Raw genomic sequence first — 15,342 nt, 5'->3', positions numbered from 1 at the left:
CCGGCGGGCTCCGGTTCAATCCATCCGCGCGCCGGAGGCCTTCACTGCTTTCTCCCAGCGCGGCGTTTCGGCGGCCAGGAAGCGCGCGAACTCCTCGCTGCCCAGGAAGGCCGGGTCGGCGCCCTGGCTCACCATGCGTTCGCGCACCTCGGGGCTGGTCAGCACGTGTTTGAACGCTTCGCCGAGCTTGGCGACCACGTCTTTCGGCGTGTCCTTCGGCGCGAAGAAGCCATAGAAGCCCACCACCTCGAAGCCCTTGAAGCCCGACTCGATCACGGTCGGCACGTCGGGCAGGGCGGGGTTGCGCTCGCGGCTGGTCACGGCCAGCGCGCGCACCTTGCCCTGCTTGTGGTAGTTGGCTGCCTGCGGGATCGACTCGGCCATGAACTGCACCTGTCCGCCCATCAGGTCGGTAAAGGCGGGCGCGCTGCCGCGGTACGGGATGTGCACCATGAAGATGCCCGTGGCGGTCTTGAACATCTCGGGCACGAGGTGGCTGATGCCGCCGTTGCCGGCCGAACCGTAGTTGACCTGGCCGGGCCGCGCCCTGGCGTAGTCGACGAACTGCCTGAGGTTCTGCACCGGCAGCTTCGGCGTGACCAGCAGCGCCAGCGGCTGCATGGCGGTGCGCGCGATGGGCACGAAGTCGCGCTGCGTGTTGTAGGGCAGCTTGCTGTAGAGCGCGCCGTTGATCACGGCCACGCCGGTGTTGGCCAGCATGAGCGTGTAGCCGTCGGCCGGGCTCTTGGCGACCGCGTCGGCGCCCACCGAGCCGCCCGCGCCGGGCTTGTAGTCGACGATCAGCGGCTGGCCGAGCACGGCCTGCAGCCTGTCGGTGAGCAGGCGCGCATGTTGGTCGAGCGGGCCGCCGGCCGGGAAGCCGATCACGACCTTGATCGGCTTGTCGGGGTAGGCGGCCATCGCCGTGGTGCCGATGGCAAGGGAAAGGACCGCGATCGCGATCCGGGCAGTCTTGTTGTTCATGATCCGTCTCCTTTTTGTGAGGAGACGATCATAGGCAGCGCGCTCAGCCGGCCAGCGTGGCTTTCAGCGTGATCTCGGGCACGCTCGCCAGCGCCTTCGACAGCGGGCAGCCGGCCTTGGCGGCGGCCGCGATCTGCTGGAACCTGGCTTCCTCGAGGTTCGGCACGGCCGCGTCGAGCTCGAGCTGGATGCGGTCGATCTTGAAGCCGTCGCCGTCCTTGGCCAGCCGCACGGCGGCCTTGGTGTCGATGCGTGTGGCGGTCAGGCCTTCCCGTTCGAGCGCGAAGGCGAAGGCCATCGTGAGGCAGGCGGCATGCGCCGCGCCGACGATCTCCTCGGGGTTGGTGCCGCGCTTGTCGTCCTCGAAGCGGCTCGCGAAGCCGTAGGGGTAGTCTTTCAGGGCGCCGGTCTCGGTGCTGACCTGGCCCTTGCCGGTCTTGCCGGCGCCTTCCCAGTGGACGCTTGCGTGCTTGTCTGCTGGCATGTCGGTTCCTTCGCTTGGGTGGTGTGTGGAGGGAACGGCAGGTTCGCCCAGAAACCGGCGGCTGTCTGTAGTCGTACGGCGCGTGCGCAGGTTCGAAAGGGGGAGGGGCGTCAGAAGAATGGGCGTCGCCTAGGCGACGCTCCGGGGGGCTTCCCCCATGGGAGCGGCGGCCGTGGCGGCTTAGTCTGGCGGGCTGTCGCTTTTTCTTTTCCCCGCCTGTACCCACCATGCAACAACGCCCGCATTACAAGTTCTGGCCCAAACGCCTCCCTCACTCGATCACCGTCCCCGCCACCTCGCTCTGGCACAACCTGGCCACCTCGGCCGCACGCTATCCCGACAAGCCCGCGCTCGTGTTCTTCGGCCGCGTGACCACCTACCGCGACTTCGCCGCCCAGGCCGAGCGCCTGGCAGGCGCGCTGCATGCGCTGGGCGTGAAGCGCGGCGACCGTGTGATCCTCGACATGCAGAACTGCCCGCAACTGGTGATCGCGCATTTCGCGATACTGCGCGCCAATGCCGTCGTGGTGCCGGTCAACCCGATGAACCGGGCCGAGGAGCTCAAGCACTACATCACCGACTCCGACGCCAAGGTGGCCATCATCACCGGCGACCTGGCGGGCGAGCTGGCCAAGGCCAGCAATGCGCTGCCCGTGGAGCAGCGGCTCGACCACATGGTCGTGACCCAGTTCACCGATGCCTTCGACGCCGACGCATCGGGCGACGACGCTCCGGCACCCGCCTGGAAAGACTGGCTCACCACCCGCCACCCGCTGCCCGCGCTGGACGGCGGCAAGACCATCGCGTGGACCGACACGCTCGAAGCCAACCACCCGCCGCCCGAGCACGTGGTGGGCGCCAACGACATGGCGCTGCTGCCCTACACCAGCGGCACCACCGGCCTGCCCAAGGGCTGCGTGCACCACCATTCGAGCCTGATGCACAACGCGGTGGCCGGGCAGCTGTGGGGCGGGTCGACTTCCGAGACGGTGGTGCTGGCCGTGGTGCCCATGTTCCACATCACGGGCGTGGTGAGCATGATGCACACGGCGATCCTGGCGGCGGCCACGCTGATCATCATGCCGCGCTGGGACCGCGACGTGGCCGGCCGGCTCATCTCGCGCTGGAAGGTCACGGCCTGGACCAACATCCCGACCATGGTCATCGACCTCATGGCCAGCCCCAACTTCGCGAGCTACGACCTGTCGAGCATGACCTACATCGGCGGCGGCGGCGCGGCCATGCCGCAGGCCGTGGCGCAGCGCCTGCTCGAGCAGTACGGCCTGAAGTACCAGGAGGGCTACGGCCTCACCGAGACCGCCGCGCCGTCGCACACCAACCCGTCGGACCATCCCAAGCAGCAGTGCCTGGGCATCCCGTTCATGAGTACCGACGCGCGCGTGGTCGACCCTGACACGCTGGCCGAAATGCCGATCGGCGAATCGGGCGAGATCATCATCCATGGCCCCGAGGTGTTCCAGGGCTACTGGAAGCGCCCCGACGCCACGGCCGCCGCCTTCGTCGAGTTCGAGGGCAAGCGCTTCTTCCGCTCGGGCGACATGGGCCGTATGGACGAGGACGGCTACTTCTTCATCACCGACCGCTTGAAGCGCATGATCAACGCGAGCGGCTTCAAGGTGTGGCCGGCCGAGGTCGAGCTGCTGATGTTCCGCCACCCGGCGATCCAGGAGGCCTGCGTCATCTCGACCAAGGACGCCTACCGCGGCGAGTCGGTCAAGGCCGTGGTGGTGCTGCGCGCCACGCACAAGGACACCACCGAGCAGGAGATCATCGACTGGTGCCGCGAGAACATGGCGGTCTACAAGATCCCGCGCAAGGTGCAGTTCGTCGATGCGCTGCCCAAGAGCGGCAGCGGCAAGGTGATGTGGCGGCTGCTGCAGGAGGTGGAGAGCAAGTAGATACGTGTATTTAATGCTATTAAATAGATAGCAATAGCCAGGTGCACGGGTTGAGTACGAAAAATGTACGGAAAACGACAGTTTTCGTGCGGGGCGCTAAGGACACGCCGAGCCTAAGCTGGCCCCCACGAGATTTGCTGGGGCTGCTGGAACCGCGCAATGTGCCCTTTCTCGCCTTCAGGGGCCAGGGCCTTACAGCGCGATTTCGCTCTGGGATGGGGCCTCGCGCCCGCCTAGGTGGAAAAACCTGCCAGCGGGCCTCCTGGAGGCGGGCCGAGCCATTTGCTGGGCAGCGTGAGCGCACAACTCAACATGGCGATGCACGTGAGGACCGCCTCCCTCTTGACGGACCTTGACGGTGGCCGAAGCGCGCCGCCGCCAGCTTGACCAGACGCAGGAGCGGGTCGTCGAGGAGGCGCTGCGCCGCCTGCAGGGGGCTGGTGGCTTCCATGGCCAAGAGCACCAGCAGGATGGAGCCGGCGGCGGCATTGCCATACCAGTCAGGCAGGGTCTTCCAGTACGCCGGCGGCTTCCCAGCGCAACCCGAAGGCGGCATAGTTAGCAGGGAAGCTCAAAAGGACACGAACAAAAGGAAGCAGGGAGGCTGTTTTGATTGAATCGCTGATCAAGAACCTGAACCAGGATATTGCGCTCCTTCAACTTCGTATTGAGAGGGACAAGGATGCCGGCTTTAACGACATGGCGCGGCTGCTGGAGTCGATGTCGATCCAGTTCTTCAAAGCCGTGGGCATTGCGAACCTCAAAAGCAAGAATCAGATTCGAGTGAACTTCCCGGCTATTGATGCCGCGGACGACGACAAGGATGGTGGGATTGCCGTGCAGGTCACCTCGGTCGCGGACGCCAAGAAGATCAGTAAAACGATCACAACCTTCGAGAAGAAGGACGCTGCAGGGAAGTGCTTGAAGGACGGCTACGCGGCGCTCTACATCTTCGGCTTCTGCAAAGCGTCAAGAACTGCGACCGTTCCCAACTACTGCCGGGTGGTCGATCCCGCCTTCTTCGTTGGCAAGCTCGTCGACCTCGGTGATGAAGAAAAGCTGCAGACGATCATCGACTCGGTCCGTCGTCTCGGGGACTATTCTTCGATCCACCCTTATGGCGATATTGAGTGTCTCAAGATCGTGTTGGGCTATGTGGGGCGCAATGCCGTCAGGCACTACATGTCCTGCGAGGGTAACCTCGACGACATGACGAGGGGCCTTAAAGAAATCTCGGAGCTCATCGGAAAGGGCACCGTCGACGGCAAGCAGAAATCAAAGGCCCACCATGAATTCGAAGATCAAGAGATCGGCGAATTTCTGCGGCACGTGCTGAGCCAAATTGGCGGTATCGCAGCGATCATGAACCGTGCGAACCGCAACGGTTTCGTCTACTTGAACCAGCAGGACATGAGAGCCATCGATGAGCAGAAGCGGTCGATCGCCACATCGGCGCAGCGCATTGCCGCAAGGCACGGTATCGCCACGCCGTTAGACATGCACGGGGTCGACTAGCATCCGGCAGTAGCGCACCACGGCGATCGGGCAAAGCAGCTGCGCGATCAACTCTGCCTCCGCTTCAATCGACTGGTGATCGCTTGCTGCTGAACCTTGGTGGCGGCGGCCGGTGAGGTCAGTGCAGTTCTCGATCCGGGCCAATGCGTCCAAGCCAATCATCCGGATGCGCCGCGTCCTTATGTTCAGCGCAGAGTGAGCACGGCAAGAGGTGCGGCGAGTCAGTACGCAGACGAGCGATGGCGGCCGCCTCAAGCATCAGGCGTCGTCCCCAGTTGGAGAAGTGCAGGTGCTGGTAGATCGTCGTCTCTTTAATCTTGTGCAGCGTAGGGAGCACGTGGTTCGCAATAGGTTCGGGCAGATCGAAGAAGAGCCTGCTGTCGAGCAAGCGCCTGCTGTCGAGCATGAGCCTGATCACCTTATCCGACAGAAAGACGTTCCGCTTGGCACCACGCCAGATGATCCCATCCAGCCATTTCAAGTGCGCGAGGTCCAGGTCCTTCGCCACTAACTTACTGCGACCGACAGTCGGGATGTGCAGTAGTTCGACAAACGACACGCGGCACGCGTCCTCCGGCTCGAAACCCGTCCGTGCGAAGTTGCGGTGATAGTGTTGGCCGTCACCCCTGTAATCGGTCAGAAGAAACGGGTGGTGCACCTTCTGGCGCCACCAGAAGGCAACGCCATCGTCGTGATACTCCCACACACGGGGGTAGGCAGGACTGCTTTCGATCTGAGCGTCGTAGTTCGCATCTAGCCCCACGAAGACGAACTCCGCACTTTCCGGCCGGGCACCTTGGTAGGGCTTGTCGCGGAACATCGCGGTGAGACTCTGGCTGGGGTGTGGCTGGTACACGTCGGCAGCATATGAGAGATCGCCATGGCGCGCCAGTGGGGCAATCGGGCGATTTCCGCAGTGACAAGACTCCAACAACGCGCACCGCAGTCGCTCAATGTTCAGACCGTTGTCCAACAGCTTGCGCGACGAAACCGGCGTGAGCAGCCAAACCTCGATCGAGGTGATCCGCAGCGCCTCGAAACAACGGGCGCGCTGAAGGTTGCTGCGCCGCACGCAGTACAGCCCAATATCTACTCGCTCGACTTTGCCTGGACGGGTAGGCAAACTATCTTCTCGAGATCGAGCCCGCGGCCGTGCTTGCGCTTCATCGCATGATCGGCCGGGGAAATTACTGGCTTCACAGGCGCTACCCTATTTGAAGCTGCACTGCAATGAGTACAAACATATTCAAAAGCAGGGCGCAAGCTGACTTCGATGGTCAGGATTCAGAAGATCCTCTCCGTTATTCTTTGCAACACATTCGTTGTAAAAAAGTTATCTATGCGCTCCTCTCGGCTTTGCAGTCTTGTCCTCTCGGCCCTCTGTTTGGGGGGCGTTGCCGCCAACGCTCAAACATCGTTGCGAGCCTGGAACACCCACCCCGATGGCTACCCGGTGACGGAGGCGATGAAAAGCTTCATTCAGGAAGTGGATGCGGCAACCAAGGGGAAATACAAGATCGAGCTGTTTTCCAACGCTGTTCTGGGAGACCAGGGCAAGGCTGTAGCGATGCTCAAGGCCGGCGAGATCGATGTCGCCGAGTTCAATTCGGCGCCACTGTCCGAAGCGGCGCCGGAACTCAAGGCATTCAATCTCCCGTTCCTGTTCACGGACTCGGCCCACATGTTTCGCTACCTGGATGGCGAAATAGGGGCGCGACTGGCGCAGACACTGCAGGCTTCGGGTTACGTGGTGCTCGGCTGGTATGACGGGGGCGCTCGGTCGTTCTATTGCGCCAACAAACCATTGACCACGCGAGAAGATCTTGTTGGCCAGAAAGTTCGGGTGCAACAGTCCGAGGTCTACATCGAGATGGTCAAGCTGCTGGGCGCCATTCCGGTGGTGGTGCCCTACAAGGACGTGCTCGATGGGTTCCAGAAGGGAACGATCGATTGCGCCGAAGGCAACATGGTCTCCTACGAAGCCACCGGACACTACAAGGCGGCCAAATACACATTGCTGGACAGCCACATGATTTCTCCCGAAGCATTGGTCGTCTCCACCAAACTGTGGAACCGGCTCAGTGCGGACGAAAAAGCGGTGTTCCAGAAGGCCGGGAAAAAATCGGCGAACCTGATGCGGGAGCTCTGGGAGAAACGAGTCGTCTCCGCACGTGCTGCCGTGACGAAAGAAGGCGCCCAGTTTTCCAACGTGCAGGACTTTTCTTCATACATCCGGAGAATGTCGCCGCTCTACGCCAAGTACATGGCTGATCCCACAACCCGGGCCGCGCTATTTGCCATCGTCGGCAAGCAGTGAGGAAAGCAGCAGGGCGGCGATAGATCCCGCGTCGGTCTTATCGATCTCCCCCGCACCCGTTGCGCTGGAGCACAGGCAGTAGCTGCGGACCCAGCGACTTCAGCAACTGGGTCGGCAGCGCGCTCGTGAACCGATAGCGAGCGGCATAGGGCTCGTGCACATAAGCCATGATGGTGCCGAAGTAGCGGTCTCCGATCATGAACACGAAGGTGGCCGATCGATCGATCTTGCGCTCCGAGATCACCCGTCCGTTCCGGTCGGTCTTCTCGTAGCGATGGTCTCCGGTGCCGGTCTTGCCACCGATCTCGATCGCGCGGCCATGCGTGTCCACGAGCGAGCCCTTCAGGCGCCGTGCCGTGCCGTCGTTCACCACCTCGACCAGCGCGCGCCGTACCGTCGCGACCACCTCCGCGGGCAGCAGCCGTTCGGCGCTCGCGTTGCGCGGTTCCAGCCGTGTCTCGTAGGGCGTGTCGCGCCCGAAGTGCAGTGCACCGATTCGTTGCGTGGGCAGCCGTACACCGTCGTTGACGAGGATGCCCATCAGTTCCGCCAGGGCAGCCGGCCGGTCGCCCGACGCGCCGATCGCGCTCGCGTAGGACGGCGTCAGCGATGCGAAGGGGTAGCCCAGGCGCTGCCACGAGCGATGAACCTGCGCGAAGGCGTCGAGCTCGATCAGCTCGCGCAGGCGCTTGTCCTGCGCGCTCTTGTGGCGCGTCTTGAAGAGCCAGGCGTAGGTTTCCTGGCGTTCACGCGCGCTCGCCTCCAGCACCTGGGTCAGCGAGGCGCCGGGTTGGCGCTGCAGGAAACCGACAAGCCAGAGCTCCAGCGGATGCACGCGCGCGACGTAGCCGCGATCGGCGAGCGACAAGCCGGCGTAGGTACTGCGCAGCGCCCGCAATGCGCGCGGCGAGCCGGCGCCGCGGCCCAGCCGCTGCACGAGAAGCTCGTCGAGCCGCGCGTCGCTGGCCTCGGGCTCGATCGTGAACAGCACGCTCGCCAGGCGCGGCGCCGATGGCCTCAGGCCCTGCAGCAGCAGGGCTTCGGCCTCCGCAGCCGACCGGTGCTGGTACTTGCGATAGAAGCGGACGAGGAAGGCCGAGCCTTCGCGATCGGCAAAGCGCGCGAGCAACTCGCGCCGGCGCGGGTCGGCAGGGTCGTTCAGCAGGCGCTCGGCGTCCGACGCGCCGCCGAACATGTGGTGGCGCACCAGGTCGCGCATCAGGCGGATGAACACCAGGTTGACCGAATGCTTGAAGCCCTCGCGCACCGTCATCGTTTCGCTGTCGCTCGAGCGCTCGAAGTTCGCGAACTGATGCAGGCCGCCGCCGGTGAAGAAGGCCTCGCCGGGGTTGGCCGAGTACTTCCGCTCCATGGCCGCCTCGAGCATCGGCGCGAGGCGGCGATCCTTGGCGCGCAGGAGGTACTGCCGCGCCCACGCGCCCAGCGGGTCGCGCGGATTGTTCTCCAGCGCCGAGAGCTGGGCGGGGGAGAGGTCGGCCCAGCGGGCGTGCAACTCGGCCACGAGCTCCAGGTAGCTCACCAGGGTGCGCAGCTTGGCGGTCGAGCCGAGGTCCAGCCGCGCGCCCTGGTTCACGTCAAAGGGCTGGTCGATGTTGTCGGCCTGAACGCGCAGCAGGTTCTCCTGCGCGCCCCGCTCGAACAGCGTGAAGCTGTAGACCAGCGGGCCCGGGTCCGCACCCGGATCGAGCAGGTGGAAGCCGAACAATCCCGCAGCCTTGGCCGCGGCGGGCGTCCGCAGGCCGGCCAGCACCCGCGCCACCATCGCCTGCGCCTCGCCGTCCAGGCTGGTCTCGGCCTCGAGGTCCAGCCGCTCCAGGTCGTAGGCGCGCGGCACGCCGAGCAGCGTGGAGATGTGGGTGCGCAGTGCAGTCGCGGCTTTGCGCTGCACGAAGTCCGGCCGGGGCGTTGGCGGCAGTTCGGGCCGCAGCCGCAGGGGCAGTGGCAGGGCCGCATCGCGCAGCTCGGGCGAAATCAGGCCTGCCTCGGCCATCAGCCGCAGGTAGCTGTCGGTCAGCCGGCCAAGGCCTGTGCCGTCGCCGAGCAGGTGCTGCGACGGTCGGCGCTGCGCGATCATCAGCGACAGTGCCTGCTTGAAGGCCTCGGCCTGCTGCCGCAGCGCTTCGTCGGTGAGCGCCGTCCCCTCGGCGTTGTCGGCGAGCAGGCGGTTCACTTCGCCGAAGTCGCGTCCATACCAGGCCCACAGGCCGTCGCCCAGGCCGTGCACCTCGCCCATGCCCGGGCGTGCGGCCAGCGGCACCGTGTCGAGGTAGTCGACGACGATCTGGCGGCGCCGCGCCTGCGTGTCCTCACCGTCCTGGTAGGCACGCAGCGAGGCCGATGCCATCTGGCGCAGCTTGTCGCGGACCGACCCGGTGCGGCCTTGCGGCGAGTGGCGGTACTTCTCGATCTGGGTCGCCAGCGTGCTGCCGCCCGTCGCCGTAGGGCTCAGGCTGACCGCCCGCAGCGCCTGCTCGAGCGCGGCCTTCGCGAAGCGTTCCGGATCGATCGCGGGGTTGCGCTGCGCCGGCTCCGCGTCCAGCAGGTGGCGGTCTTCGACGAACAGCAGGGCGCTCACCAGCAGCGGCGGCACGTCCTCGAAGCGCTCGTATGCGCGCTGAGGCACACGCGTGTGCAGCAGTGCCGCATTGCGGCAGTCGCGCACGGCCAGGCCGGCCTGGTTCTTCTCTCGGTACGGGATGAAGAGCCCGCGCTCCTGCAGTTCGATCAGCCGAGGCGACAGGCGGGCCTGGCGGGTGATGGCGTAGCCCTGGGAGTCCAGGCGCTGGATGAAGTCGGGAAGATCGTGATAGCCCAGCCGCTCGTCGTAAGGTCCGGTGTGGGGAAAGCGGATGGCATCGCTGGCACCGTTGCCGACGCTGAAGCTGGCACCGTTGCCGAGGTCGCGCCACAGGGCCGATTGCAGCCGGGAAGTCTTCAGTTCGTCTACCGCGAATACGGCAAGCGTGCCCCCCACGGCGACCCCGGCGCCGACCCAGAAAAGCTTCTTGAACCATGTCATGCTCTGCCTCGCGAACAGTCTGCACCGTGGGTTCGTCAGTGACGATGATGCTCTTTTTCGCGTCGATTTGGCATGGGTAAGATCGCGCCAGCCAACTGGCCCGGGCGTCCTTGCCTTTCCTACTTCCGGCCCAGCGACTTCAGCAGCCTGCCGGCTTCCTTCTTCCCGTCCACGCTGACATACGAGGAGGCCATCGCCTTCGTCAGGTAGTCGACCACCTTGCGGTGATTCTGGTTCGGTCCTTCCCAGAGAAAGAGCCGTCCCAGTTCCAGCGCCGCGTCGCCGTCGCCTTGCGCATAGGCGCGCTCGAACCAGAAGCGGGCCCAGCGGAAGTTGCCTTCGTCGCGATAGCAGATGGCGAGATTGGCGCAGCCCGCGATATCGCCGGCCCTGGCGGCCTTGCGGTACCAGTCGCGCGCAGCGGCGCTGTCCTGCTTCACGCCGATGCCGTGGTCGAGGAAGTAGCCGACGCTGTTGAGCGCGTGGGCCTCGCCCGCGGCCGCCGCCTTGAGAAACAGCGACAGCGCCTTCTTGTGCGCGCCGGCGTCCCACGCGTCGTTCGCCGCGAAAAACCAGTCGTCCCGGGTGGGTTCCTGCATGTGAGGGGTCTCCTTCGAAGCGCGGTTCAGAAGAAAGAAAAAATCTGTGTCCCGACCCCTCCCTGCGCACGGATCACTTAGCCTCGATCGGTCCGGCCATTCTGCCCACATCCGGCTCTTCCATGCACTTTCGCGCGCTGCCCATCGTTCTTCTTGCCTTTCCTCTTCTCACCCAGGCCGCTCCGCGCACCTGCCTCGTCGTCGGCATCAGCGACGGCGACACGCTCACGGCCCGCTGCGGCCGAATCGGCGCCTACGAGCGCGTGAAGGTGCGCATCGCCGCCATCGACGCGCCCGAGAAAGCCCAGCCCTACGGCCAGCGCAGCAGGCAGGCGCTGAGCAACATCTGCTTTCGGGAGCAGGCGCTCATCACCGAGATCGACACCGACCGCTACGGCCGCACGGTGGCCGACGTGAGCTGCAACGGCGAGGACGCCGGCAGCCGCATGGTGGCCGAAGGCTGGGCCTGGGTGTACGACTACAACCACCTGGCCACCCGGCGCGGCGGCGGGCTGTTCAGGCTGCAGGACAGCGCGCGCGCCCGGCGCCTGGGCCTGTGGGCCGACTCGAAGCCCACCCCGCCCTGGGAATGGCGCAGGCAGCAGCGCGACGAGCAGCCGCACTGGGGCAGCTTCTTCTGACGGCGGTGTGATCGGAGCCTGAGGCCGCTGGCGAGGAGGGCATCGCTCAGGATTCGCTCTTGCCTTGCACTTCCGCCACCACGCGCGCGTTGCGCTGGAAACTCCAGTAGGCGCCGGCCCAATCCATCATCACGACGATGCGATTGCGAAAGCCGATCAGGAAGTACGCGTGCGCGAACAGCCAGAACAGCCACGCGAGCCGGCCGCTGAAGCGCAGCGGGCCGAAGGGCGTGCCCAGGTCGACCACGGCCGAGTTGCGGCCGATGGTGGCGAGGTTGCCGTAGTCGGCATAGCGGAACGGCACCGTCGGCTGGCCCGCGATGCGGCGCAGGATGTTGGCGGCGGCTGCACGGCCCATCTGCTTGGCGCCGGGCGACACCCCGGGCACCGGCTTGGGCGGCTTGCCGGGCGCGTGGCTCATGGCGGCCGCGAGGTCGCCGACCACGCTGATCTCGGGACGGCCCGCCAGGCTCAGGTCGGGCTCGACCTTGATGCGGCCCGCGCGGTCGCACTCGACGCCGGTGGCCGTGCCCAGCATGCGGCCCAGCGGCGATGCTGCCACGCCGGCCGCCCACACCACGCAGCTGCTATCGATCCGGTAGCTCTCGACGGGTGCACCGTCCGCGCCGCCGCCGGTCTGCACTTCAAGCCCGGTGGCGTCGATGGAGGTCACGCGCGCATTGAGCCGCACTTCGACACCCAGCTTCTCCAGCTGTTCGAGCGCCTTCCGGCTCAGCGATTCGGGCATGGCCTGCAGCACGCGCGGACCGCCTTCGACCAGCAGCACCTGGGCACTGCCAGGGTCGATGTGGCGGAACTCGCCCGACAGCGTGTGCTTGGCGATCTCGGCCAGCGTGCCGGCCATCTCGACGCCCGTGGGGCCCGCGCCGATCACCACGAAGGTGAGCAGGGCTCGGCGGTGTTCCAGGTCGGCCGTGATTTCGGCGCTTTCGAACGACAGCAGAACGCGGCGGCGGATCTCGAAGGCATCGGCCAGCGTCTTCAGTCCCGGCGCCACGGGCGCCCATTCGTCGTGCCCGAAGTAGCTGTGCGTGGCGCCCGCCGCGACGATCAGGTGGTCGTACGGCACCCGGTCGCCGTTGGCCAGGTGCACGGACCGCGTCGCCGGGTCGATGCCGGCCACTTCGCCGAGCAGCGTCGTGATGTTCGGCTGCTTGCGGAACAGCGCGCGCACCGGCGCCGCGATCGACGGCGCCGCCAGCCCCGCGGTCGCCACCTGGTACAGCAGCGGCTGGAACAGGTGGTGGTTGGTCTTGTCGATCACCGTCACGTCCACGTCGGCGTTCTGCAGCTTGCGCGCGGCTTCGAGCCCGCCGAAGCCGCAGCCGACGATGACGACTTGGGGCCTGCCCGAGGGGTTGGTCGTTTGCATGCGGCGAATGATACGCAGCCGCCCTGCACGTGCTTCCATCTTGTGCCACAGTGGCTGCCCTTTTTGCCGATGTGCTCGCGGCGGGCCGGCGGCGTTTTGTCCTACGCGCCGCCGCGGCCCGGATGGGCTACAACTTGCGGCTGACCCGACTGGAGATTCCATGACGCTTTCCCGGCCGATCACACAGGCGGCGAGCGCACTGCGCGACAGGTTTCGCGAGGTGCGTGCAGCGAGCCTGGCGCTTGCCGCCCCGCTTTCCGCCGAAGACCAGTGCATCCAGTCCATGCCCGACGCGAGTCCGACCAAGTGGCACCTCGCGCACACCACGTGGTTCTTCGAGACCGTGCTGCTGCAGCCGCATGCGGCGGGCTACCAGCCTTTCGATGTGCGCTTTCACTATCTCTTCAACTCGTACTACGAGGCGCTGGGGCCGCGCCACCCGCGCCCGCAGCGGGGCCTGCTGACGCGGCCGTCGGTGGACGAGGTGCATGCCTATCGCCGGCACGTGGACGAGGCGGTGGTCGCGCTGCTGGAAGAGGGCGGGCTCGACTGGGCCACCGTCGAGCCCATCGTCACGCTCGGGCTGAACCACGAGCAGCAGCACCAGGAACTGCTGCTCACCGATATCCTGCACGCGCTGTCATGCAATCCGCTGCTGCCGGCCTACAAGCCGGCCGGCGGGCCTGCGCTGCGGCTGGCCGCGGTACCGCCGGCTGCGCGCTGGCTCGCGCAGCCCGGTGGCGTGGCCGAGGTGGGGCATGCGGGGCAGGGCTTCTCATTCGACAACGAGACGCCGCGCCACAAGGCCCTGCTGCAGCCCCATGCGATTGCCGACCGGCTGGTGAACTGCGGCGACTACGCGCAGTTCATCGCGGATGGCGGCTACCAGCGGCCCGAGCTCTGGCTGTCCGACGGCTGGGCCGCCGTGCAGGCGAACGGGTGGCGGCATCCGGCGTACTGGCTCGCGTCCGACGATCCGCGGCTGGGCTTCGGTTCGCAGCCGCAGGGTGCTGCGGGCTGGCATGTGTTCGGCCTGCATGGTGTGCGGCCGATGGAGGCCGATGCACCCGTCTCGCAGCTCAGTTTCTATGAAGCCGCCGCGTATGCCGAATGGGCCGGCGCGCGGCTGCCGACCGAATTCGAATGGGAGGCCGCGTTCGATGCGCCCGGCATCGCGCAGATGGCCGGCCATGTCTGGCAGTGGACGCGTTCCTCATACGACCCGTACCCCGGCTTCCGGCCGATGCCCGGCATCGCTGCCGAATACAACGGCAAGTTCATGGTGGGGCAACTGGTGTTGCGCGGTGGCAGCGTGGCCACGCCGGCGGGGCACACGCGGCCCAGCTACCGCAACTTCTTTCCGCCGGCGGCGCGCTGGCAGTTCTCGGGGCTGCGGCTCGCGAAAGACCTTTGATCATGCGCAATCCAACTTCCTCGTCCTCATCGCTGTCGTTCGTGCCTGCCGCGAAGCCGCGCGCTTCGTCTGCGCCCGCAGCCGCCGCGCCGTTGTCCGAGTTCGGACGCGAGATGCAGGCCGGGCTCGCGCGGTCGCCACGCCGCATTTCGCCGAAGTTTTTTTACGACGCGGCGGGTTCGCGGCTGTTCGACCGGATCTGCGAACTGCCCGAGTACTACCCGACGCGCACCGAGCTGCGCATTCTTGGCGAGTGCGCAGGGGAGATCGCCGGGCAGATCGGGCCGAATGCGGAGATCGTGGAGTTCGGTGCGGGGTCGTTGACGAAGGTGCGGCTGCTGCTCGATGCGCTCGACTCGCCCAAGCGCTATCTGCCCATCGATATTTCCGGCGAGCATCTGGAGGCTGCTGCGCAGCGGCTGAAGGCCGACTATCCGGAGCTGGTGGTGCAGCCCATTGCCGCTGACTACACGATGCCCTTGGTGCTGCCCGCGCCCGTGGCGGGTGCCGGGCGGCGCGTCGGTTTTTTCCCGGGGTCGACGATCGGGAATTTCGAGCCTGAAGAGGCACTGGCCTTCCTGCAACTGGCTGCCCGGATGTTGCGTGGCGGAGGGCTCTTGATTGGCGTGGACCTGGTCAAGGATCCGGGGCGGCTGCATGCGGCTTACAACGATGCGCAAGGGGTGACTGCGGACTTCAATCTGAATCTCCTGCGGCGCGCCAATGCCGAGCTCGATGCGGACTTCGATCTTGACGGGTTTGCGCATGCGGCGTTCTATAACGCGCCTCGGCAGAGGATCGAGATGCATCTTGTGAGCCGGGTGGCTCAGAGCGTTTCGCTGAATGGGGAGACGTTCGGGTTCGAGGAGGGCGAGACCATTCATACGGAGTACTCGCACAAGTTCACTGTTGAAGGGCTTCGTGCCTTGGCTGTTCGGGCCGGGTTTCGACCTGGGGCTGTCTGGACGGATCCGGAGAAGCTTTTTAGTGTTCACTGGCTGGTTGCCTAGGTTTGCTTCCGGGGCCCGGGGGGGGG

Annotated in this window: 12 protein-coding genes; 6 read left to right on the top strand and 6 right to left on the bottom strand. The window is 65.9% G+C overall.

Going from position 1 to position 15,342, the window contains the following annotated elements; all coding sequences use genetic code 11:
• Nucleotides 1-15: 15 nt before the first annotated feature.
• Both ACCC97_RS20710 and ACCC97_RS20705 read right to left on the bottom strand, forming a co-directional pair.
• Nucleotides 16-984: a Bug family tripartite tricarboxylate transporter substrate binding protein gene (locus tag ACCC97_RS20710; protein ID WP_413334773.1), complete on the bottom strand. Its 969-nt coding sequence runs from the start codon at nucleotides 982-984 to the stop codon at nucleotides 16-18.
• A 43-nt stretch (nucleotides 985-1,027) separates the two neighbouring features.
• Nucleotides 1,028-1,468 (bottom strand): OsmC family protein, encoded by a 441-nt coding sequence (locus ACCC97_RS20705; RefSeq protein WP_007833959.1) that lies wholly within the window; start codon nucleotides 1,466-1,468, stop codon nucleotides 1,028-1,030.
• 227 nt (nucleotides 1,469-1,695) lie between these two features.
• Here ACCC97_RS20705 and ACCC97_RS20700 point away from each other — a divergent pair, with 227 nt between their 5' ends.
• Together ACCC97_RS20700 and ACCC97_RS20695 are read left to right on the top strand one after the other, a co-directional pair.
• Nucleotides 1,696-3,387: a long-chain fatty acid--CoA ligase gene (locus ACCC97_RS20700; RefSeq protein ID WP_007833957.1), complete on the top strand. Its 1,692-nt coding sequence runs from the start codon at nucleotides 1,696-1,698 to the stop codon at nucleotides 3,385-3,387.
• A gap of 609 nt (nucleotides 3,388-3,996) precedes the next feature.
• Nucleotides 3,997-4,902 carry an SMEK domain-containing protein gene (locus tag ACCC97_RS20695; protein ID WP_007833955.1) on the top strand — a complete coding sequence of 302 codons (906 nt, stop codon included), beginning with the start codon at nucleotides 3,997-3,999 and terminating at the stop codon, nucleotides 4,900-4,902.
• Between the two features lie 118 nt (nucleotides 4,903-5,020).
• Here ACCC97_RS20695 and ACCC97_RS20690 read toward each other — a convergent pair whose 3' ends face one another.
• A complete protein-coding gene (locus ACCC97_RS20690; protein ID WP_193386552.1) occupies nucleotides 5,021-6,025 on the bottom strand; it encodes a hypothetical protein in 1,005 nt (334 codons plus the stop codon).
• A 216-nt stretch (nucleotides 6,026-6,241) separates the two neighbouring features.
• Between ACCC97_RS20690 and ACCC97_RS20685 the strand changes: the two genes are divergently transcribed.
• Nucleotides 6,242-7,219, top strand: coding sequence for a TRAP transporter substrate-binding protein (locus tag ACCC97_RS20685; RefSeq protein ID WP_042673454.1), 978 nt, complete (start codon nucleotides 6,242-6,244; stop codon nucleotides 7,217-7,219).
• A 37-nt stretch (nucleotides 7,220-7,256) separates the two neighbouring features.
• Here the strand turns inward: ACCC97_RS20685 and ACCC97_RS20680 are convergent, their stop codons facing one another.
• Both ACCC97_RS20680 and ACCC97_RS20675 read right to left on the bottom strand, forming a co-directional pair.
• Nucleotides 7,257-10,259, bottom strand: a complete 3,003-nt coding sequence (locus ACCC97_RS20680) for a transglycosylase domain-containing protein (RefSeq protein ID WP_413334770.1) — start codon at nucleotides 10,257-10,259, stop codon at nucleotides 7,257-7,259.
• Nucleotides 10,260-10,378: 119 nt separating this feature from the next.
• On the bottom strand, nucleotides 10,379-10,858 hold the full coding sequence (locus tag ACCC97_RS20675) for a tetratricopeptide repeat protein (protein WP_007833946.1): 480 nt from the start codon (nucleotides 10,856-10,858) through the stop codon (nucleotides 10,379-10,381).
• Between the two features lie 122 nt (nucleotides 10,859-10,980).
• Between ACCC97_RS20675 and ACCC97_RS20670 the strand changes: the two genes are divergently transcribed.
• Nucleotides 10,981-11,499, top strand: a complete 519-nt coding sequence (locus ACCC97_RS20670; protein ID WP_007833944.1) for a thermonuclease family protein — start codon at nucleotides 10,981-10,983, stop codon at nucleotides 11,497-11,499.
• A 46-nt stretch (nucleotides 11,500-11,545) separates the two neighbouring features.
• Here ACCC97_RS20670 and ACCC97_RS20665 read toward each other — a convergent pair whose 3' ends face one another.
• A complete protein-coding gene (locus ACCC97_RS20665) occupies nucleotides 11,546-12,892 on the bottom strand; it encodes an NAD(P)/FAD-dependent oxidoreductase (protein ID WP_413314126.1) in 1,347 nt (448 codons plus the stop codon).
• Nucleotides 12,893-13,052: 160 nt separating this feature from the next.
• On the opposite strand from ACCC97_RS20665, the gene egtB reads away from it, so the two are divergent.
• Nucleotides 13,053-14,306, top strand: a complete 1,254-nt coding sequence (gene egtB, locus ACCC97_RS20660; protein ID WP_413334768.1) for an ergothioneine biosynthesis protein EgtB — start codon at nucleotides 13,053-13,055, stop codon at nucleotides 14,304-14,306.
• 113 nt (nucleotides 14,307-14,419) lie between these two features.
• Entirely contained in the window at nucleotides 14,420-15,316 is an 897-nt protein-coding gene (egtD, locus tag ACCC97_RS20655; RefSeq protein ID WP_413334804.1) for an L-histidine N(alpha)-methyltransferase, read from the top strand.
• Nucleotides 15,317-15,342: the final 26 nt, after the last annotated feature.

The organism is Variovorax sp. Varisp85, from assembly GCF_047304045.1.
GTDB lineage: Bacteria > Pseudomonadota > Gammaproteobacteria > Burkholderiales > Burkholderiaceae_C > Variovorax.
This window is presented reverse-complemented; position numbering and strand designations above follow the sequence as displayed.

What these genes read in the sequence shown, in the direction of transcription:
- ACCC97_RS20710 (WP_413334773.1), bottom strand. Translation starts at nt 984, where the DNA reads ATGAACAACAAGACTGCCCGGATCGCGATCGCGGTCCTTTCCCTTGCC.
- ACCC97_RS20705 (WP_007833959.1), bottom strand. Translation starts at nt 1,468, where the DNA reads ATGCCAGCAGACAAGCACGCAAGCGTCCACTGGGAAGGCGCCGGCAAG.
- ACCC97_RS20700 (WP_007833957.1), top strand. Translation starts at nt 1,696, where the DNA reads ATGCAACAACGCCCGCATTACAAGTTCTGGCCCAAACGCCTCCCTCAC.
- ACCC97_RS20685 (WP_042673454.1), top strand. Translation starts at nt 6,242, where the DNA reads ATGCGCTCCTCTCGGCTTTGCAGTCTTGTCCTCTCGGCCCTCTGTTTG.
- ACCC97_RS20680 (WP_413334770.1), bottom strand. Translation starts at nt 10,259, where the DNA reads ATGACATGGTTCAAGAAGCTTTTCTGGGTCGGCGCCGGGGTCGCCGTG.
- ACCC97_RS20675 (WP_007833946.1), bottom strand. Translation starts at nt 10,858, where the DNA reads ATGCAGGAACCCACCCGGGACGACTGGTTTTTCGCGGCGAACGACGCG.
- ACCC97_RS20670 (WP_007833944.1), top strand. Translation starts at nt 10,981, where the DNA reads ATGCACTTTCGCGCGCTGCCCATCGTTCTTCTTGCCTTTCCTCTTCTC.
- ACCC97_RS20665 (WP_413314126.1), bottom strand. Translation starts at nt 12,892, where the DNA reads ATGCAAACGACCAACCCCTCGGGCAGGCCCCAAGTCGTCATCGTCGGC.
- egtB (WP_413334768.1), top strand. Translation starts at nt 13,053, where the DNA reads ATGACGCTTTCCCGGCCGATCACACAGGCGGCGAGCGCACTGCGCGAC.
- egtD (WP_413334804.1), top strand. Translation starts at nt 14,420, where the DNA reads ATGCAGGCCGGGCTCGCGCGGTCGCCACGCCGCATTTCGCCGAAGTTT.